The following is an 18,707-nucleotide window of genomic DNA, read 5'->3' on the forward strand; positions in this document are numbered from 1 at the left end:
TCGTGAATGCTCAAGCGAGTTCCCGGGTTGTTACTCGCGCAATTGTTAATTTACCGTCAACCGGTGACGGCGCGTTACTTATGTGCAGGGTGGTTGGAAAGTGTTGCTAAACTGTTACGATTCTCGGCGCGAACATTCAAAAAGATACCTGAGAAGATCACGGCAGCCCCAATGAGCGTCCATTGGTCCAGCGGCTCGTGATAGAGAATCATCCCGACAACGGCAATTGTCGGCAGGCGAGCAAAGTCGAACGGCACCACCACAGTGGCTGGGGCGATGGCCAACGCGTTGGTGATACAGAAATGCGCCAGCAGTCCCGCCAGACCCACAAGCAGCAAATAGGGGGCCGTGCTCGGATTCGGCAAGGTGATCTGACCATCCAGCCCGGCAGCCGCCAGTCCCATGAACGATTGCATCACCGTTAGCCAGAACAGGATGCAACCGGTGCTGGCAAATCTGGTCAGTGATTTTGTCGAGATGGTCGTGAGGGCGAAAAAGATCGCCGACATTGCCGCCGTCATGACGCCCAGACTGATCGGTGCCGCGCCTGGACGTGCGACGATCAGAATGCCGGCAAACCCTATTATGGCGGATGCAAGCCGCACCGCGGTGAGCCGTTCGCCTAAGAACAGCGGCGAGAGCAAGATAACCCATAGAGGGCTTGTGAATTCCAGCGCAAAGACCTGCGCAAGGGGGATCACGCTGACTGCGTAGAACCACAGGTTTTGACCGGTAAAGTGAAGGATGTTGCGGACGCCATGAAGGCCCAGACGCTGGGTAGACACCTGATTCCATTTACCGCTGAGGGTCAAAACCAACGAGACGACACAGACTCCAACAAGACTGCGGAAGAACATGATTTCAAAGGTGTCATGGGTCACGCTCAGCTCGCGCCCGGCAACGGCCATGGACGAAAACGAGGCAATGGCCCCTGTCATCCAAAGCGCGGCCTTGCCGATTTGCGTTTTGCCGCTGTCCATGATCGCCCTTGTAAAGATTGCGTCTTAACCCGCTGAACTAGAACGAGTATTGCCTGCGCTGTAAACAAAAAAGCCGGGTCTTGGCCCGGCTTGGTTTCATTCCCATTCGATCGTTCCGGGAGGTTTCGACGTGATGTCATAGGTGCATCGGTTGATGCCTTTGACTTCGTTGATGATGCGTGTGGCGGTCTCGCCCAGAAATTCGTGACTGAAAGGGTAATAATCCGCTGTCATCCCATCCACAGAGGTCACCGCGCGCAGGGCACATGCGTAGTCATAGGTGCGGCCGTCGCCCATGACACCGACCGTGCGGACGGGCAGGATCGCGACAAATGCCTGCCAGATGTCATCATACAAACCATGTTTGCGAATCTGGTCGATGTAAACGGCATCGGCTTCGCGCAGGATTTCGAGCTTTTCGCGAGTGATTTCGCCGGGGCAACGGATTGCAAGGCCGGGGCCGGGGAAGGGGTGCCGACCGATGAAGCTTTGGGGCAGGCCCAGTTCACGGCCCAAGGCGCGGACCTCATCCTTGAACAGCTCGCGCAAGGGTTCGACCAGTTTCAGGCCCATCTTTTCCGGCAGACCGCCCACATTGTGGTGCGATTTGATCGTGACCGAGGGGCCGCCGGAAAAGGATACGGATTCAATCACATCCGGGTACAGCGTGCCTTGTGCCAGAAACTCGGCGCCCTCGATGGTGTCGGCGTGTTTCTGGAATACGTCGATGAACAGCTTGCCGATAATCTTGCGTTTGGTCTCGGGGTCGGACTGGCCGTCCAACTCGCCCAGAAACAGCTCGCTTTCATCGGCGTGGATCAGCTGGATGTTGTAATTGTCGCGGAACATGCCGACGACTTCCTGCGCCTCGTTCTTGCGCAGCAGGCCGTGGTCGACGAACACGCAAGTCAACTGATCACCGATCGCCTCATGGATCAGAATCGCCGCCACCGAGCTGTCGACGCCGCCGGACAGGCCGCAGATCACTTTCTTATCGCCGACCTGTTCACGGATCTTGCGGATCATCTCGTCGCGGTAAGCGCCCATCGTCCAATCACCGGCAAAACCCGCGAGTTTGACAAAGTTCTCATACAGTTTCGCGCCTTTGGGGGTGTGGTGCACCTCGGGGTGGAACTGGACCGCATAGAAGTGGCGCGAGGGGTCTGCCGTGATCGCGAAGGGCGCGTTGGGCGAGGTGCCGAAAACCTCAAATCCCGGCGCGATTTCGCTGACATGATCGCCATGGCTCATCCAGACCTGCTCGTCGCCCTCTGCGAACCAGCCGTCCAGAATATCGAGGCCGGATTGAGGGGTGACGAAAGCCCGGCCAAACTCGGCCGTGCCATGGCCGCTTTCCACCTTGCCGCCCAATTGATGCATCATCACTTGCTGCCCATAGCAGATGCCCAGGATCGGCACGCCGAAATCAAAGATTTCCTGCGGCGCTCGGGGCGAACCTTCGCGGGTGACACTGTCGGGCCCGCCCGAGAAAATGACAGCCTTGGGCGCCATTTGACGCACAAAGTCCATCGTGACGTTCTGATAGGGGTGGATTTCGCAATAAACATTCAGCTCGCGCAGACGGCGGGCAATCAGCTGGGTTACCTGGCTGCCGAAGTCGATGATCAGAAGGCGGTCATGGGTGTCTTGGGTCATGCTTGGCTATTAGGTCGCAAGCCTTGCTTGTGCAAGCGGAATGACGTCAAATAAGCCATTGTATTCGGCAATTTTGGGGGGAATCACTAAATGGCCGAAGTGGGTATTAGACCGGCCAGGGTTCAGGACACAGATGCGATCCGCGACTGTATTTCCAGCGCATACGCATCCTTTGCAAAAGATATTCCGGACTTACCGGACGTTACGGATGGCATTCGCGAGGACATCGAAGCCCGCGACGTCTTTGTTGCCGAACAGGACGGTCGTATTCTGGGTGTGGTCGTGTTCGGTGAAACCCTTGAGGCCCTTATGGTTTTCAACCTTGCGATTGCGCCTCATGCGCAGGGGCAGGGCCTGGCACGCGCGTTGATGAACGAGGCCGAGGCATCCGCCGCAAATGTTGGTCTGTCCCTTCTTCGGCTGCGAACGCATCGTCTGATGACGAAAACCCGCCACATGTACCAGCATCTGGGATGGCAAGAACGTGATGTGGTTGAAAACACTGTATTGATGGAAAAGTATGTCGATTAGCGACCTGACCGTGTTCATGTCGCTTTTCCCCCTATTTCGCCGTAAATTACCGGTCGGCGGGCGACCATTCCTGTAGCTACATATAAAATCAACCAACCAACGGGATTTTCTCATGGCAGAGGCAAACACCCGGCGCCGGGCGCGTGGTGGCGGCGGTGCCGCCCGCCGGGCCGAGCGCACCGCGGTCCGTATCGAAACCGCAAAATACATCGAACGCAACATTCCGAATTTCGAAGTCCTGAATGAAGAGGCTTTGGAAATCATCGAAACCAACGCGGAAACCGTGCTGGCGGAAGTAGGTGTCAACTTTGTCGACAATCCTGCCGCGCTGGAACGTTGGCGGGATGCTGGGGCCGATGTAGATGGCGAGCGTGTACGTCTGCCGCGCGGTCTGGCGCGTGAGTTGATCAAGACTGCTCCCAGCCAGTTTACCCAGCACGCCCGGAACCCCGAAAAATCGGTGGTGATCGGTGGCCGCAATCTGGTATTGGCCCCGGTTTACGGCCCGCCATTCGTAAGGGATGCGCAAGGTGGCCGTCGCTATGCGACGATGGATGATTTCAATAAGTTCGTAAAACTGGCTTATATGTCCAAGTGGCTGCACCACTCGGGCGGCACGGTATGCGAGCCCACGGACATCCCGGTGAACAAACGTCACCTGGACATGCTGTTGGCGCATATGACCCTGTCGGACAAACCGTTCATGGGGTCGGTGACCGATCCCAGCCGGGCGCAGGATTCGATTGAGATGTGCGAGATTCTGTTCGGCAAAGAGTTCGTGCAGGAAAACACCGTCATGACCTCGTTGACCAACATCAACTCGCCGATGACCTTCGATGATGTGATGATGGGCTCGCTTGAAGTCTATGCGAAGAACAATCAGGCCTGCATCATCTCGCCCTTCATCGTCGGCGGCGCGATGGCACCGGTTTCGGTGGCCGGTACGTTGACGCAGGTTCTGGCCGAGGTGATGGCCGGTGTAGCCTACAGCCAGATCATTCGCCCGGGCGCTCCGGCGATCTTTGGGGCATTTGTTTCTTCGATCGACATGAATTCTGGTGCGCCGACCTTCGGCACACCCGAAGCGTCTCTGGTAACCTATGGGGCCGGACAATTGGCGCGTCGGCTCGGGCTTCCGTTCCGGTCTGCCGGTTCCTTCTGCGGTTCGAAACTGCCGGACGCGCAGGCGGCTTATGAAACTGCGAACTCGCTGAACATGGGTTTGATGGCGGGCGTGAACTTCATGCTGCATTCTTGTGGATGGCTCGAAGGCGGTCTTGTGGCCGATTTCGAAAAGTTTGTCATGGATGCCGATCAGCTGGGTGTGTTGCACGGGCTGGCCAAAGGTGTGCCCTACGACGAAAACGGACAGGCGATGGACGCGATCCGCGAGGTCGGCCCCGGCGGGCATTATCTGGGATGTGCTCACACTCAGGCGAACTTTAAAGACGCATTCTGGAAATCCGAGATGCTGGACTACAAACCCTTTGAAACCTGGGAAGAAGAAGGTGCGCGCGATACGCGAACCCTGGCCACGTCTCGGGTAGAGCATCTGTTGGCAAATTACCAGCAGCCGCAGATCGATCCTGATATCAAGACGGCGCTTGATGAGTATGTCGCGGCGAAAAAGGCATCCATGCCGGATGCCTTCACCTGATCACTGATACAGCTTGGCGCGGCTGGCCTGAAACAGCTGCGCCTCGCCGACCAGCGCGATCAAAAGATCAAGATGCCGAACCAAAGAGTATCCGGCATCTTCTTCTTCCCGCCGGGAATTGATCTCTCGCTCGAGATCCATCAACCGCATCAATGCGGCACCCGGACCCGGCAACCCGCCATATCCCAGAATACGCTGTAGGTGGCGGTCCCTGTTGTAATCGCGCGCTCCGATTTTTGCGGCGCGGGTCAACAGGCGCGGGCGTTTCAGGGCGGTGACCATGGTCATGAGATCCTGCACAGGGCTTTCCTTTCGTTCACAACGTGTTGTCTTAGTTGTGACACAACCTTAGCGGGTGTTGCCCTATTTGCTTTCGCGCCGAACTATGGTTTCACCACTGTTTATCTTTTTTAATCGATTCTGCTCTCCACCGTCCGTCATTAACGAACGAGTAACAAAACCGGCTCTAGTTAGGTTTGGTTAACCAAGATTCCGACGGCGGACATGGACAAATTGTGTAGTCGACGAGGGCGAAAGACGATGAACAACAGCGTGGCATTTAACGTTCCGACATGGGTCCCGGAAGGAGCGCAGCGGTATCTGGATCATACCGAATCCGGTCGTTCGATCCGCGATATTGCCCGGTCTGCGGGATGCCATGCCTCGACAATCCTCAGACAGATCCGCAAGATCGAATTGCGTCGGGATGATCCGCTGGTCGATGCCGCGCTACAGGCTCTGGCAGCGGACCATACCCCGGCACCGGATGGCGCGATGTACCCCGATGCGGGCCGTTTTGCCAGTCCCGGAGGGGGTGAGGCGCAGGAAGCGGATTCTTTCAACGACAAAGCGTTGCGTGTCTTGCGCCGGCTTTGTGAAACCGGGGCTGTACTGGCTGTGGCCGAGGATATGGACAAAGCCGTTGTGGTGCGTGACAGCGGCGAAAAGCAAGCCACGAAAACAGCTGTGGTCGAATGTACGCTGGCGCAGGCCCTTGCCTTGAACGACTGGATCACCTGCGACAAACCCGGCCGGATTTCACGGTACCGTATTTCGTCGGCAGGTCGGGCGGCGCTGGGACATCTGATCGCCGAGGCGGAAAACCGGGCGCGGGCGCAAAGCGAATTCGGTATGGCCGAGGCGCAGGCATCCTTCACCTCGTTCGCGGCCAAACCCGACAGCGCGGCAGTCGCACAAAAGCGACCGTTGCGGATGCGCTACAGCGCGTCCGAGAGCCCTCTGATTGCGCTTGCACGCCGGAAGGACCGGGATGGTAGGCCGTTTCTGGATGAAACGCTTGTGAGGGCAGGCGAGCGCTTGCGCGAGGATTTTGAACTGGCGCAGATCGGCCCGCAGGTGACACAAAACTGGGAACGGTTTCTGACCGGCGGCGGTCGCGCGGGCTTCGCGCCCGATTCTGGGTTCGGCAAGGGCGCGTCCGGCGCGCGCGACCGAGTTGCCCGCGCGCTTGCGGATCTGGGGCCGGGTCTCAGTGATGTGGCATTGCGGTGCTGCTGTTATCTTGAAGGGCTGGAACTTGCAGAAAAGCGCATGGGTTGGTCGGCCCGGTCCGGCAAGATTGTGCTGCGTATCGCATTGCAACGGCTAAAGCGGCATTACGAAGAACAGACGGAAAAAGACCGTTTGATTGGTTGAATCATAAATAAAACTTGCGGCTTTGAAATTTGGCAATAACTTGGGATTATGAATTTTTCTCTCAGGCAATTGCAGTATTTCAAAGCCGTGGCCGAACAACGCAATTTCGGTCGTGCAGCGCAGGTATGCCACGTGTCTCAGCCTGCGCTGTCGGTTCAGATCAAAGCGCTGGAGGACATAATGGGCGGGGCCCTGTTCGAACGGCAGGCCCGCGACATTCTGCTAACCCCGCTCGGGCGCGATGTTCTGGAGCGGGCACATCAGGTTTTGGACGCTGCAGGGAAACTGGATCGCTTTGCAAAGGACCATTCCGAGGGGCACAGGTCGCTGTCCATCGGAATTATCCCGACTGTGGCCCCTTATTTGCTGCCCGGAGTTCTGGCAGGTCTTCGGGCCGGTGACGTGTCCTTGCGCGTGTCTATCCGTGAGGCCAGAACGGAACACCTTCTGATGCTGCTGCACACGGGTGAGGTTGACGCAGCTGTTCTGGCCCTGCCGTCTGGCGAGAACGCGTTGTACGAAGAGCCTCTGTTTCAAGACCACTTCCTGCTGGCTGGCAACCAGTCCAGGCTTGACCGCCTGACCGTTGGGCCCGATTCCCTGCGGCCTGTGGATTTGAAGGATGTTCAGTTGATGCTGCTGGAAGACGGTCATTGCCTGACAGATCAGGCGCTGGAGGTGTGCGGTCAGGACAGAACCAGCGGTCAGATCAATATGGGGGCGTCGTCACTGGGAACCTTGTCGCGGCTCGTGGCCGAGGGCTTCGGTTTGACGCTTATGCCCGAACTGGCGTCCCGCGCGGAATCCGAGGCGGTGCCGGGGCTCAGATTGTTGCGCTTCGACGCGCCGCAGCCGTCGCGAACAATCGGGCTGGTACGGCGGGCCTCGACCAGCGGGGATGAGTGGTTCGAACGTCTGGTAGAGGTCATCCGAACAGTGGGTGAGGGCATTGTTGCCGAGAGCCGCCGGAAAGTTGCGCCTTAAAACTGCGATCTTTCGCAATCGGCCCATTGTAAGCTCGAAACTGTGGGTGCCACCAAAGCGACCGTTTTCCTTCCGCAGGGTTTACACCTCTATTTGCTAAGAGGGACGGGCTTCAAAAGGGATTTTAAAACAGACAATTACGCGCTTTCATGCGGTCGCATCGGCAATATCCTGTGGGGGCTGCGCATAGCGGCTATGCGCCACAGGTCTAGAGAGGGAACATGGATTATGTTACAGGCAATCCAAATTGACCCAAAGTCAGGAACCCCGCCCGTGCGTGATTTGAAGATCCCCGAACAAAGACACCCTGAAAAGGCACATCGGCCCGACAATTCGCAGCCGAAAAAGCCCAAATGGATTCGGGTCAAAGCACCGGGTGGAAAAGGCTATGCGGACACGCACAAGATCATGCGGGAAAATGGTCTTGTGACCGTGTGCGAAGAGGCGGGCTGCCCCAATGTCGGCGAATGCTGGAGTCAGGGCCACGCCACCATGATGATCATGGGCGAGATTTGTACCCGGGGTTGCACCTTTTGCAATATCGCAACCGGTCGCCCCGACGCACTGGATGCATTCGAACCGGGGCGGGTCGCGCATGCCGTTGAAAAGCTGGGTCTGAACCATGTGGTCATCACGTCGGTGGACCGGGACGATCTGGCCGATGGCGGGGCCGAGCATTTTGCTCAGACGATCCGTGCGGTGCGTCACAGGTCGCCGAAAACCACGATTGAGATTTTGACGCCTGACTTCCTGAAATGCGATCCGTCGGTTGTGGAAACAGTGGTCGAAGCCAAACCCGACGTGTTCAACCATAATCTTGAAACTGTTCCGGGGCTGTATCCTCAGGTACGGCCCGGCGCGCGGTATTTCCACTCGTTGCGTCTGTTGCAGCGTGTCAAGGAAATGGATCCGTCGATCTTCACCAAATCCGGCATCATGGTCGGGCTGGGTGAAGATGAACAGGCCGTGCGGCAGGTGATGGATGACATGCGCGCTGCGGATATCGATTTCCTGACGATTGGTCAGTATCTGCAGCCAACGCCAAAACACCACGGGGTCGACCGCTTTGTCACCCCCGAAGAATTCGCGTCTTATGAGAAATCGGCCTATGGCAAAGGCTTCCTGATGGTGTCGGCAACCCCGTTGACGCGGTCCTCTTACCACGCGGGCGATGATTTTGCCCGCCTTCGCGAGGCGCGCCAGAAGAAACTGAGTTTGGGGTGACCCCTGACGTTCTGAACCAACTGACGGAGCTGCGCCACGCGCTGCACCGGGTGCCCGAAATCTCGGGTCAGGAAAAGGACACCGCAGCCAGAATTGCGCAGGAGTTGCGCGCTTGTAACCCCGACAAGGTTCTGACGGGCATCGGTGGACATGGGGTTGCTGCCATCTATGACAGCGGTGTGCCCGGACCAACGATTGGCATCCGGTGCGAACTGGACGGCTTGCCGATTCAGGAGATCAACATAGTTCCCTATGCGTCGGAAAATCGCGGCAAAGGCCACCTTTGCGGGCATGACGGGCATATGGTCATGGTGCTTGGTGTGGCGCGCGCCTTGGGGCAGAGCAGACCGTCGCGCGGGTGCATTTTGTTGATCTTCCAACCCGCCGAGGAAACCGGACAAGGTGCGGCTGCGTTCCGTGCCGACCCACAGTTTCAGGAACTGGCCCCGGATTACGTGTTCTCGTTGCACAACCTGCCTGGGCTGGATCTGGGACAGGTTGCGTTATGTTGGGGACCCGCCAATTGTGCCTCTCGCGGGATGCGGATCGAGATGCAGGGCAAGACCTCGCATGCCGCTGCGCCTCAGGACGGGCTGTCTCCGGCCAAGGCGTTGACAACTTTGATTCCGGTTTTGGATGGTTTGGGACAGGGCGGAGATCTGGATGAGGGCTATGTGCTGACCACTGTGACTCACGCCAGTCTGGGCGAAGCCACGTTTGGCATCTCGCCCGGTTACGCACAGCTTTGGGTGACACTGCGCACGGTCTCGGATCAGCGTATGGCACGGCTTGTTGCGGATGCAGAAGCTGCCGTAACCAAGATCTGTGACGCCGAGGGGCTGGGGGTGGCGATTACCTATGACGATATCTTCGAGGCATGCACAAACAATGAGGATGCGGGGGACATTCTGCAGCAAGCCTGTGCAGGGCAGGGCGTGCCTTGTCAGTTCAGCCTTGAGCCGCAGCGGTTTTCCGAGGATTTCGGGCAATTCGGAAAGAGCGCGAAAACCGCCATGTTCTGGCTGGGCGCGGGGCGAGATCATCCGCAATTGCACAATCCCGATTATGATTTCCCCGACGCACTGATTCCGATTGGCACTGGGGTATTTCTGAATGCGATAGAGATCGCGCTGCTCAAGGCTTGAACCGGGTCCATTCTCCGGTTGCCCAGTCAGGCCACCACCCCATGTACTCGATAGCTCCGATCCCCAGACAAACCGCGATGACCGAAAACACGAAAACCACCCGTCTGGTTGAAGGCGGGGTCCTGGCCCATTGGGACATGCGCAAAAGATGTCGGGGATTCATTTAACCCTCGGTGAAGCGAACCTTGCCTATATATGGCAGGTTGCGATTGCGTTGGGCATAGTCGATGCCATACCCCACAACAAATTCATCCGGAATTTCAAACCCGATCCAGTCTGATCTGAAATCAACTTCTCGCCGGCTGGGTTTGTCTAGCAGAGCGATGGATTTCAACCGCTTGGGTTCGCGACTTCTTAGCAGGTTGGTAACGTGGTTCAGTGTATGACCGGTATCGACGATATCTTCGACAACCAACACATCGCGCCCTTCAATTGCACCACGCAAGTCTTTGAGAATGCGAACTTCGCGGCTGCTCTCCATGGAATCACCGTACGAAGACGCCTCAAGGAAATCGACTTCGATCGGCAAGTCCAGTTCGCGTACCAGATCGGCGATGAACACAAAGCTTCCGCGCAAAAGACCCACCACAACCAGTTTGTCGGTTGCGTCAAATTCGTCCGTAATCTCGCGACACAGCTCTTCGATCCGGGCGGCGATGGCTTTGGCCGAGATCATCTCGTCTATCACATATGCGCGGTCGGTCATCACTGCCCCCTTGATCTTTGGCGCGCAACATACGACATGACGCGCCATTGTCACCTGTAAATACCCAAGTCATCATGCCGACGCACTCCGAAACCCGACACCTGCCATATACCGCTCAGCAGATGTACGATCTGGTGGGTGATGTTGGGAAGTACCCGGACTTCCTGCCGTGGTGCGCGGCAGCGCGCGTGCGTCGCACCTATGTTGACGGCGATGCAAAGGTGATGGAGGCCGATCTGGTCATTTCGTTCAAAGTCTTCCGCGAACGGTTCGGCAGTCGGGTCACTCTGTTTGACGGCCAAAAGCGGATCGATACCGAATATCTCGACGGCCCGTTCAAATACATGAAATCTGATTGGCATTTCGAAGACACGGCGGATGGCGGCTGCGACGTCTCATTCCATGTTGATTTCGAATTCAAGAATGCGGTTCTGCAAGGCATCATCGGGGTCGTGTTCAACGAGGCGATGCACAGGATCGTCAAGGCGTTCGAAGCTCGCGCGGCGGATTTGTACAGCTAAGTCTTTACCCTGATCGGTCGCGCGCTAGACTGCGGTCATGGCCGAATTTACCTCTGCACTTGCCCGCTTTGCTTCGGGTCCGATTTCGACGACGAAACAGGCGCGGATGATCGCGTCGCTCTCAGTTCTGGATTGGCTGGCGGTTGGGCGCGCGGGGGCGGCGGAACCTGTCTCATCCATTGTGCGCGACATGGTCGCAGCCGAAGGCGGTGCGGGACAGGCTCATCTGTTCGGCGGCGGTTTTGCCCCGTTGCGTGGTGCTGCACTGGTCAACGGCACTGTGTCTCATGCTTTGGACTATGATGACACGCATTTTGCGCATATCGGCCATCCATCGGTGGCAATTCTGCCTGCCGCCTTGGCCCTGAGTGAATGGGATGAACGCATTCTGGTGGATTTCCTCGAGGCAGCGCTGATCGGGATGGAAGCCTCGATCCGTGTGGGCCTGTGGTTGGGGCGCGATCACTATCAGGGTGGTTTTCACCAGACGGCCACCGCAGGTGCTTGCGGTGCGACACTTGCGGCGGGTCGCATCCTTGGGTTCGATGCCGATCAGATGCAAAAGGCGCTGGGGCTTGTCGCCACCCGCGCCTCGGGCTTGAAGGCCCAGTTTGGCACGATGGGCAAACCTTACAACGCGGGCCTTGCCGCGTCGAACGGGGTCGAGGCCGCGCTTTTGGTGTCACGGGGGTTCGAACCCAATCCGGATGCTCTGGAAGGTCCCTACGGTTTTGCCGCCACGCATATGGGTGCCGCCGACAATGCCACAGCATTGGAAGGGCTTGGGGATGAGTGGCTGTTCGAACGCGTCAGCCACAAATTCCACGCCTGCTGTCATGGTTTGCACGCCGCGCTTGAAGCCGCCCGTGAATTGGATATCGCGGAGCCGGAAGTGGCCGAGATCAAGATCAGGACTCATCCGCGCTGGATGAGCGTGTGCAATCAGCTGTCTCCTGCAACCGGGCTTGGCGCCAAATTTTCTTACCGCACCGTGATTGCGATGCAGGCGCTGGGGTATGACACGGCGTTGCCCGGCAACTTTTCCGCAAAAAACTGCGGTGATCCACGTCTGCAATCCCTGCGTGATCGGGTCAGGGTCGAGCAAGACGAGACATTATCGGAAACACAGTCCAATCTGACCCTGCTGCGCCGCGACGGTGCGCGGCTGGAGGCGACGCATGACCTGCTTGCCCCCATAAGCCTGCCGGATCGCGAAGACCGTGTGCGCGGAAAGGCCGCCAAACTCATCGGGAAGGACGAGGCCGACGAAATCTGGTCGATGCTGCGCACCGGCGGCCATACCAGCGATCTGGCCTTAAAGCTGAGCGGCTAGCTTACGCGCCAATGCAGCGGAAAGCCGGGGTCAAACACTGTCACCGGTCCCTCGCCGGTGTCGATCTTGTCGGGATAGTTCACCGGGTCGCCCTTGATCAGAGTGATCACGTCTTCATTCACCGGCAACCCGTAGAATGCAGGCCCATTGCGCGACACAAACCCTTCCAGCTTGCCCAGCGCCCCGGCGCGATCAAACATCTCGGCGACCAGAGACATCGTGTTCGTGGCTGTAAAGCACCCGGCGCATCCACATGCCATCTCCTTGTTGGCATCGGTATGCGGCGCGCTGTCCGTCCCCAAAAAGAACCGCGCATCGCCCGAGGTGGCCGCCTCCAGCAACGCTTTGCGATGCTCTTCACGTTTGGCGACGGGCAGACAATAATAATGCGGTTTGATGCCACCGACCAGAATGTGGTTGCGATTGATGATCAGATGATGCGCCGTAATCGTTGCGCCCAGATCGGTCGCATTGGCTTTCACATAGTCGACACCGTTCGCGGTGGTGATGTGTTCCATCACCACGCGCAACCCGGGCGTGGCCTTGCGGATCGGATCCAGCACACGGTCAATGAACACCGCCTCGCGGTCAAAGATATCTATCTCGGGATCGGTGACCTCACCATGCACGCACAGGGGTAGGCCGATCTCGGCCATCTTCTCAAGCACCGGGCGGACCGTATCAAAATCCCGCACACCGGAGGCCGAATTCGTCGTCGCGCCTGCCGGGTACAGCTTGACCGCAGTGATCAATCCGCTGGCATGGGCGGCGGCAACATCTTCGGCATCTGTATCCTCGGTCAGATACAGGGTCATCAGCGGCTCGAATTTCATACCATCGGGCAGCGCAGCCATGATCCGATCGCGATAGGCGGCGGCCTGATCGCCGTGCACCACCGGGGGCACGAGGTTCGGCATGATGATCGCGCGGGCAAAGTCACGGGCGGTTTCGGGCAGGACGGCCTGCAACATCGCGCCATCGCGCAGATGCAGATGCCAGTCGTCGGGGCGGCGGATGGTTAATGTCTGGTTCATGTCATCGGGCTATCACAGCCAATCCGCTGGTGAAAACCCCGGATTTTCGCCCCAGGCCTTGTCAACTTGTCGGAACGTCGTAAGTCCGGACAAAACCACAGGCTTGACGTCCGCGCGCCGCCATGACCTGTTGAGCCCAAGGGAGAGTTCGCCATGCCGCAGCCACAGTCCATCGACTCCGTTCAGTCCATGCTGGGCACACAAGGCTATGTCTGCGGGCGGGCTCTGGCGACGGTTGTCTTCCTGTCGCTCAAACTCGGACGACCTTTGTTTCTCGAAGGCGAGGCCGGTGTCGGCAAAACTGAAATCGCCAAGGCTCTGGCCGCCGGTCTCAACCGCCGCCTGATCCGGCTGCAATGTTACGAAGGGCTCGATGCGTCCTCAGCCGTCTACGAATGGAATTTCCCGGCGCAGATGGTGGCAATCCGCACTGCCGAAGCCGCAGGAGGTGCCGACCGGTCATCGCTTCAAATCGAACTTTTCTCTGATGACTTCCTGATCGAACGCCCCCTGCTGCAGGCCATGCGCGCGGACGAGAACGGCGCCCCGGTTCTGCTGATTGACGAGCTTGACCGAACCGACGAACCCTTCGAAGCCTTCCTGCTCGAAGCGCTCAGCGATTTTCAGGTCACCATCCCCGAACTCGGCACGATTGTCGCGCCCGAGGCACCCATTGTCATCGTCACCTCGAACCGCACGCGCGAAGTGCATGATGCCCTGAAACGCCGCTGCCTCTATCATTGGGTGGACTACCCCGATTTCGACCGCGAAATCGAAATCCTGAACGCCCGCGCACCACAGGCCGCCGAAGCGCTCAGTCGGGAAGTTGTGGCCTTTGTCCAGCAACTGCGCACCGAGGACCTGTTCAAGAAACCGGGCGTGGCCGAAACAATTGACTGGGCGAAATGCCTGTTGGCGCTGGACGTGATCAACCTCAGCCCCGAAGTCATCGGCGACACACTGGGTGCCATCCTGAAGTATCAGGACGACATCCAGAAACTGCAGGGCTCCGAAGCCAAACGCATTCTCGATCAGGCCAAAGCCGCACTCGAACCCGCGTGATGCTTCATCTTTTCAAAAATACTCCGGGGGTGTGGGGGCAGAGCCCCCACCAGATGTAATGGCCGAACAGCTTCCAATCGACATCCCCGACAATCCCAAACTGGCCCAGAACATCACGCATTTCGCCCGGGCCTTGCGAAAAGCCGGTTTACCAATCGGAACAGGACGGGTGGTCGATGCGATCCGCGCGGTTCAGGCCGCAGGTTTTACGCAAAAGCGTGATTTCTATTGGACATTACATGCCTGTTTCGTGAACCGCCCCGAACATCGCACCGTGTTTGCGCAGGTCTTTCGCATGTATTGGCGCGATCCGCGTTATATGGAGCATATGATGGCCATGATGCTGCCCGCTATTCGTGGCGTGCAGGAAGAACGCAAGGCAGATGCCGCAGAAAAACGCGCGGCCGAGGCCTTGCTGGACGGTATCGAACGCGACGCGCCCGAGATCACTGAATCCGAAGGCGAAACAGAAATCGAGATTGATGCAACTCAGACCGCATCTTCCGAAGAACGTCTGCGCAATCTCGATTTCGAACAGATGAGCACGGCTGAGATGGCACAGGCCAAACATCTGCTGTCGCGCCTGTCCCTGCCGGTCAAACCCATCGACTCTCGGCGGGGGCAAGCCAGCCATCTGGGTCACCGCATTGATCGGGCGCGCACTCTGCGCGCGGCCATGCGTCAGGGCGGAGAGGTGCGAGACATTGCCAGCCAGCGCCCCAAACCGCGATGGCCCAACCTTGTTGCGTTATGCGACATTTCCGGCTCGATGAGTCAATACAGTCGCGTCATCCTGCATTTCCTGCACACTGTCTCGAATGCCAAAGGGGCGGGATGGGCTCGGGTGCATGCATTTACCTTCGGAACCCGCCTGACCAACATCACCCGACATCTGCACCAACGCGACGTCGATGCAGCCCTGGCAGCGGCAGGCGCGGAAGCTCAGGACTGGGAAGGCGGCACGCGCATTGGTGACTGCCTGCATCAGTTCAACCGGGACTGGTCGCGCAGGGTCATGGGGCAGGGGGCTGTGGTCCTGTTGATCACCGATGGTCTGGAACGCGGTGATCCCGGGCAGCTCGAAAAGGAAATCGAGCGCCTGCATCTGTCCTCCCGCCGTCTGATATGGCTCAATCCGCTTCTCAGATGGGATGGGTTCGCACCCAAGGCGCAGGGTGTTGCGACCATGCTGCCTCATGTGGACAGCTTCCGCGCCGGGCATTCTATCGCGTCGCTCGAAGATCTGGCGAGTGTAATCTCGCGGCCCGACGATCAGGGGCAGAAAGCGCGGCTCTTGGCCGCGCTGTCCGCGGGGTAATCACCCCAGCTGTTCTTCGTTGCACTTACGCGCCATTTCCATGGCCTTGAACGTGCCGGTCAAGTCGACGGTAAAGGCGAATTCCTTTTCGGGAAACACCACCATCACCTTTTGCTTGGCCAGGTCCTCGGCAAATTGAGGGCTGTCGGACAGGACATAGCCACCGGAATATCCTTTGGTGATGTTGCCCTTCATGCCGGTCGCTTCACCCAGATAGATGTTCTCGCCCAACAGAATGGCCACGGCTTCTGTCTCGCCCCGTTTAATGTCGGTTTCAGCCTTGGTGAAAACGCCGACATAACCGACACCGCGATCTTCGGTTAAACCCATCTGAACCACATTTTCCGAGTCGTCCACGGCTTCGATCAGGCAGGATTTCTTTTCGTTGTCGATGAATACTTTCCACCCTTCGACCTCGCCGTAGCGCAGAAAGGTGTCGGCCACAGCGGCCGTGCTGGCCAACATGCCAATTGCGGCTCCCAGTGTAAGAATGCGTTTCAACTTTTTGTCTCCGTTTTTAAATAGGCAGAGGGGTTGGTTCGGGTTATCGCAGAACATGAACACAGGCTAGAACCCGGGGCAAGAACAATCAATATTTGGTTTTGTGAATACGATATCGCGCAGGTTACAACCCCGCGTGAGACTTTTGACCCGCTTTTCATCGCGCCAATCCTCCCTATGTTGAACTTCAAGAGGACCGGAGGTCTCAATGGAACGATTCGACAACAGTCCGGAAACCGCGTTGCGGTGGCACCGTGCCGGAAAAGGCGCGGCCTTAGCCACGGTGGTGCAGACCTGGGGCAGCGCCCCGCGCCGCGTCGGGTCGCAACTGGCCATCTCGGGCGAGGGTCGGATCGAAGGATCGGTTTCCGGGGGATGTGTAGAAGGCGCGGTGATCGTCGAGGCGCTGGAGGCCATTGACGAAGGCGAGGCGCGCCTGCTGGAATTTGGGGTCAGCGATGAGGACGCGTTTGCCGTTGGGCTGGCCTGCGGCGGAACGATCCGAGTGCTGGTTGAACCGGTCGGCGGTGTGATGACCGAACCCATGTTGGCTGATCTGGTTGCTGCCCGTGCCCAACGTGAACCCATCGCCTATGAGGTCAATGTCGATACCGGCCATCGCGCCCTGCGTCGCAATGCCCACCCTCAGCGGATGCGTATGGACCGCTCGGGCTTTGAGGAAGATGAAAAGACATTTGTGGCGGTTCACAACCCGCCCTTGCGACTGATTGTTGTCGGAGCAGTCCATATCGCGCAGGCATTGGTGCCAATGGCGCGGATAGCCGGATATGATCCAGCCATTGTTGACCCGCGCGACGCCTTTGCCTCAAGCGCGCGGTTTCCGGATCAGACGATCCTGACGGACTGGCCGGATGAGGCAGTGGCCAAGCTGGGCATGGACACCCGAACCGCCGTGGTCCTGCTGACCCATGACCCAAAGCTGGACGATCCGGCGCTGCAGGCAGCGCTTGAGGCGGATGTCTTTTATATCGGCGCACTGGGATCGACGCGTACGCATGCGAAGCGGCTGGAGCGAATGAAAACTGCCGGATTTACCGATGAGCAACTGGCGCGCATTCACGGCCCGATCGGGCTCGACATTGGTGCGGCGGACCCGTCTGAGATTGCGGTCGCGATTTTGGCGCAAATGACAGCTGTCCTGCGGGGTAAGGTGTGAAATTCGGACCGATCCCGATCAACCAGGCAGGTGGTTCCATCCTCGCTCATTCGATTCAGACCCGCGCGGGAAAACTGCGAAAGGGCCTGGTGTTGACGCCAGCGCATTTGGAACAGCTGGCGGCTTCGGGTTTCGACACCGTTGTTGTTGCCCGGCTGGAGCCGGGCGACACCCATGAAGACGAGGCGGCAAAGATGCTGGCCGACGCGTTGGCCCCGGATCCGGCAAAGGCTGGGTTGCGGGTGACCAAACCTTTTACCGGTCGCGTCAACTTGCTGGCCGAGGCACCGGGTGTTGCGGTTCTGGATGTCGATGCCCTGCACGCGTTCAATCAGGTCAATCCGATGATTACGGTCGCTACCGTGCCGCAATATCAGCAAATGAGTGCCGGAGGGATGGTTGCTACGATCAAGATCATCTCATACGCGGTGCCGGGTAAGGATGTTCTGCGGGCTGCCCGACTGGCGCAAAGTGCGATACGTCTTGCGGTTCCGCCCCACAAGACAGCCGGGCTTGTCGTCACCGATATTCCCGGTGGGCCATCGAATGAAAAAGGGATCGCATCAATGCGCGGACGTGTCGAAGCGTTGGGCATGGAGCTATGCGATGTTCAGATCGTGCCACATGAAACTCAAGCGCTGGCGCGAGCGCTTTCCGAGGTCAAGGGCGATATCGCCATGATCCTGACGGGGTCCGCGACATCCGACCCTTACGATGTGGCCCCCGAGGCGGTGCGTGCCGCAGGGGGAAGCGTAGATCGGTTCGGTATGCCCGTCGACCCGGGCAACCTGCTGTTCCTGGGTGCGCTGCCAGAGCGTCCCGTGATCGGTCTTCCGGGCTGCGCACGGGCACCTGCGCTCAACGGCGCGGATTGGGTCCTGTCGCGCGTGGCCTGCGGGATTGTTACGACCCATGCAGATATCGCAGGCATGGGAGTGGGCGGTCTTCTTAAGGAAATTCCCACGCGCCCGCAGCCTCGGGCAGGCAAGAGAAGCTCTTAATACACTCCTCGTTCCGGGCTTGGGGCGGATGGTGTCCATTTGGTAAAGTTTTCTATTCTCAAAAGAATTTTCCCGTGTTTAACTCGGGCCAAATAAAAACATGAAATGGGAGGAGCTTATGGCACAGGTCTCTATGACTGTGAACGGATTATCTGTGAGCGGTGATGTTGAGGGTCGGACGTTATTGTCTGGATTTTTGCGTGATCAATTGGGTTTGACGG

Annotated in this window: 18 protein-coding genes and 1 pseudogene; 13 read left to right on the top strand and 6 right to left on the bottom strand. The window is 58.4% G+C overall.

What is annotated here, in order from left to right; all coding sequences use genetic code 11:
• Positions 1-74: 74 nt before the first annotated feature.
• The gene (locus ACRZ9X_RS05320; protein ID WP_480516531.1) at positions 75-980 is read right to left on the bottom strand and encodes a DMT family transporter; all 906 of its coding nucleotides are present in this window, start codon (positions 978-980) and stop codon (positions 75-77) included.
• Between the two features lie 96 nt (positions 981-1,076).
• On the bottom strand, positions 1,077-2,636 hold the full coding sequence (gene guaA / locus ACRZ9X_RS05325) for a glutamine-hydrolyzing GMP synthase (RefSeq protein ID WP_480516533.1): 1,560 nt from the start codon (positions 2,634-2,636) through the stop codon (positions 1,077-1,079).
• 90 nt (positions 2,637-2,726) lie between these two features.
• On the opposite strand from guaA, the gene ACRZ9X_RS05330 reads away from it, so the two are divergent.
• Both ACRZ9X_RS05330 and ACRZ9X_RS05335 read left to right on the top strand, forming a co-directional pair.
• The gene (locus tag ACRZ9X_RS05330) at positions 2,727-3,167 is read left to right on the top strand and encodes a GNAT family N-acetyltransferase (RefSeq protein ID WP_480516535.1); all 441 of its coding nucleotides are present in this window, start codon (positions 2,727-2,729) and stop codon (positions 3,165-3,167) included.
• Between the two features lie 112 nt (positions 3,168-3,279).
• Positions 3,280-4,824 carry a trimethylamine methyltransferase family protein gene (locus ACRZ9X_RS05335; RefSeq protein ID WP_480516537.1) on the top strand — a complete coding sequence of 515 codons (1,545 nt, stop codon included), beginning with the start codon at positions 3,280-3,282 and terminating at the stop codon, positions 4,822-4,824.
• Here the strand turns inward: ACRZ9X_RS05335 and ACRZ9X_RS05340 are convergent, their stop codons facing one another.
• Entirely contained in the window at positions 4,825-5,124 is a 300-nt protein-coding gene (locus ACRZ9X_RS05340) for a DUF6477 family protein (protein WP_480516539.1), read from the bottom strand. It abuts the gene before it with no gap.
• 240 nt (positions 5,125-5,364) lie between these two features.
• Between ACRZ9X_RS05340 and ACRZ9X_RS05345 the strand changes: the two genes are divergently transcribed.
• The 4 genes from ACRZ9X_RS05345 to ACRZ9X_RS05360 all read left to right on the top strand — a co-directional run bounded on the left by ACRZ9X_RS05345 (position 5,365) and on the right by ACRZ9X_RS05360 (position 9,833).
• Complete coding sequence (locus ACRZ9X_RS05345; protein WP_480516542.1) at positions 5,365-6,480, top strand: DUF6456 domain-containing protein; 1,116 nt, start codon at positions 5,365-5,367, stop codon at positions 6,478-6,480.
• Between the two features lie 48 nt (positions 6,481-6,528).
• Positions 6,529-7,464 carry a LysR substrate-binding domain-containing protein gene (locus ACRZ9X_RS05350; RefSeq protein WP_480516544.1) on the top strand — a complete coding sequence of 312 codons (936 nt, stop codon included), beginning with the start codon at positions 6,529-6,531 and terminating at the stop codon, positions 7,462-7,464.
• Between the two features lie 273 nt (positions 7,465-7,737).
• Entirely contained in the window at positions 7,738-8,688 is a 951-nt protein-coding gene (lipA, locus tag ACRZ9X_RS05355) for a lipoyl synthase (protein WP_480516546.1), read from the top strand.
• On the top strand, positions 8,685-9,833 hold the full coding sequence (locus ACRZ9X_RS05360) for an amidohydrolase (protein ID WP_480516548.1): 1,149 nt from the start codon (positions 8,685-8,687) through the stop codon (positions 9,831-9,833). Before lipA ends, ACRZ9X_RS05360 begins: the two co-directional genes overlap by 4 nt.
• Positions 9,834-9,996: 163 nt before the next feature.
• Here ACRZ9X_RS05360 and hpt read toward each other — a convergent pair whose 3' ends face one another.
• Positions 9,997-10,539, bottom strand: coding sequence for a hypoxanthine phosphoribosyltransferase (gene hpt / locus ACRZ9X_RS05365; protein ID WP_480516550.1), 543 nt, complete (start codon positions 10,537-10,539; stop codon positions 9,997-9,999).
• A 74-nt stretch (positions 10,540-10,613) separates the two neighbouring features.
• Between hpt and ACRZ9X_RS05370 the strand changes: the two genes are divergently transcribed.
• Together ACRZ9X_RS05370 and ACRZ9X_RS05375 are read left to right on the top strand one after the other, a co-directional pair.
• The gene (locus ACRZ9X_RS05370) at positions 10,614-11,060 is read left to right on the top strand and encodes a type II toxin-antitoxin system RatA family toxin (protein ID WP_480516593.1); all 447 of its coding nucleotides are present in this window, start codon (positions 10,614-10,616) and stop codon (positions 11,058-11,060) included.
• Between the two features lie 37 nt (positions 11,061-11,097).
• Positions 11,098-12,393, top strand: coding sequence for an MmgE/PrpD family protein (locus tag ACRZ9X_RS05375; protein ID WP_480516552.1), 1,296 nt, complete (start codon positions 11,098-11,100; stop codon positions 12,391-12,393).
• Here ACRZ9X_RS05375 and pyrC read toward each other — a convergent pair.
• Positions 12,390-13,427: a dihydroorotase gene (gene pyrC / locus ACRZ9X_RS05380; RefSeq protein ID WP_480516554.1), complete on the bottom strand. Its 1,038-nt coding sequence runs from the start codon at positions 13,425-13,427 to the stop codon at positions 12,390-12,392. The genes ACRZ9X_RS05375 and pyrC overlap by 4 nt on opposite strands.
• 153 nt (positions 13,428-13,580) lie before the next feature.
• Here pyrC and ACRZ9X_RS05385 point away from each other — a divergent pair, with 153 nt between their 5' ends.
• Both ACRZ9X_RS05385 and ACRZ9X_RS05390 read left to right on the top strand, forming a co-directional pair.
• Positions 13,581-14,489, top strand: a complete 909-nt coding sequence (locus ACRZ9X_RS05385; protein ID WP_480516557.1) for an AAA family ATPase — start codon at positions 13,581-13,583, stop codon at positions 14,487-14,489.
• A gap of 58 nt (positions 14,490-14,547) precedes the next feature.
• Complete coding sequence (locus ACRZ9X_RS05390; RefSeq protein WP_480516559.1) at positions 14,548-15,807, top strand: vWA domain-containing protein; 1,260 nt, start codon at positions 14,548-14,550, stop codon at positions 15,805-15,807.
• On the opposite strand, the gene ACRZ9X_RS05395 is transcribed toward ACRZ9X_RS05390, so the two are convergent.
• Positions 15,808-16,308 carry a hypothetical protein gene (locus tag ACRZ9X_RS05395; protein WP_480516561.1) on the bottom strand — a complete coding sequence of 167 codons (501 nt, stop codon included), beginning with the start codon at positions 16,306-16,308 and terminating at the stop codon, positions 15,808-15,810. It lies immediately after the preceding gene.
• 208 nt (positions 16,309-16,516) lie between these two features.
• Here ACRZ9X_RS05395 and ACRZ9X_RS05400 point away from each other — a divergent pair, with 208 nt between their 5' ends.
• From ACRZ9X_RS05400 to ACRZ9X_RS05410, 3 genes and pseudogenes are all read left to right on the top strand, one after another.
• Positions 16,517-17,485: an XdhC family protein gene (locus ACRZ9X_RS05400; protein WP_480516563.1), complete on the top strand. Its 969-nt coding sequence runs from the start codon at positions 16,517-16,519 to the stop codon at positions 17,483-17,485.
• A complete protein-coding gene (locus ACRZ9X_RS05405) occupies positions 17,482-18,486 on the top strand; it encodes a molybdopterin-binding protein (protein ID WP_480516565.1) in 1,005 nt (334 codons plus the stop codon). Before ACRZ9X_RS05400 ends, ACRZ9X_RS05405 begins: the two co-directional genes overlap by 4 nt.
• Before the next feature lie 118 nt (positions 18,487-18,604).
• Positions 18,605-18,707, top strand: a pseudogene (locus tag ACRZ9X_RS05410) ((2Fe-2S)-binding protein); the annotation flags it as partial.

The organism is Ruegeria sp. AL1, assembly GCF_056540905.1.

What these genes read in the sequence shown, in the direction of transcription:
- ACRZ9X_RS05385 (WP_480516557.1), top strand. Translation starts at nt 13,581, where the DNA reads ATGCCGCAGCCACAGTCCATCGACTCCGTTCAGTCCATGCTGGGCACA.
- ACRZ9X_RS05350 (WP_480516544.1), top strand. Translation starts at nt 6,529, where the DNA reads ATGAATTTTTCTCTCAGGCAATTGCAGTATTTCAAAGCCGTGGCCGAA.
- ACRZ9X_RS05375 (WP_480516552.1), top strand. Translation starts at nt 11,098, where the DNA reads ATGGCCGAATTTACCTCTGCACTTGCCCGCTTTGCTTCGGGTCCGATT.
- ACRZ9X_RS05330 (WP_480516535.1), top strand. Translation starts at nt 2,727, where the DNA reads ATGGCCGAAGTGGGTATTAGACCGGCCAGGGTTCAGGACACAGATGCG.
- ACRZ9X_RS05335 (WP_480516537.1), top strand. Translation starts at nt 3,280, where the DNA reads ATGGCAGAGGCAAACACCCGGCGCCGGGCGCGTGGTGGCGGCGGTGCC.
- pyrC (WP_480516554.1), bottom strand. Translation starts at nt 13,427, where the DNA reads ATGAACCAGACATTAACCATCCGCCGCCCCGACGACTGGCATCTGCAT.
- ACRZ9X_RS05345 (WP_480516542.1), top strand. Translation starts at nt 5,365, where the DNA reads ATGAACAACAGCGTGGCATTTAACGTTCCGACATGGGTCCCGGAAGGA.
- ACRZ9X_RS05400 (WP_480516563.1), top strand. Translation starts at nt 16,517, where the DNA reads ATGGAACGATTCGACAACAGTCCGGAAACCGCGTTGCGGTGGCACCGT.
- hpt (WP_480516550.1), bottom strand. Translation starts at nt 10,539, where the DNA reads ATGACCGACCGCGCATATGTGATAGACGAGATGATCTCGGCCAAAGCC.
- ACRZ9X_RS05370 (WP_480516593.1), top strand. Translation starts at nt 10,614, where the DNA reads ATGCCGACGCACTCCGAAACCCGACACCTGCCATATACCGCTCAGCAG.
- guaA (WP_480516533.1), bottom strand. Translation starts at nt 2,636, where the DNA reads ATGACCCAAGACACCCATGACCGCCTTCTGATCATCGACTTCGGCAGC.
- ACRZ9X_RS05390 (WP_480516559.1), top strand. Translation starts at nt 14,548, where the DNA reads ATGGCCGAACAGCTTCCAATCGACATCCCCGACAATCCCAAACTGGCC.
- ACRZ9X_RS05320 (WP_480516531.1), bottom strand. Translation starts at nt 980, where the DNA reads ATGGACAGCGGCAAAACGCAAATCGGCAAGGCCGCGCTTTGGATGACA.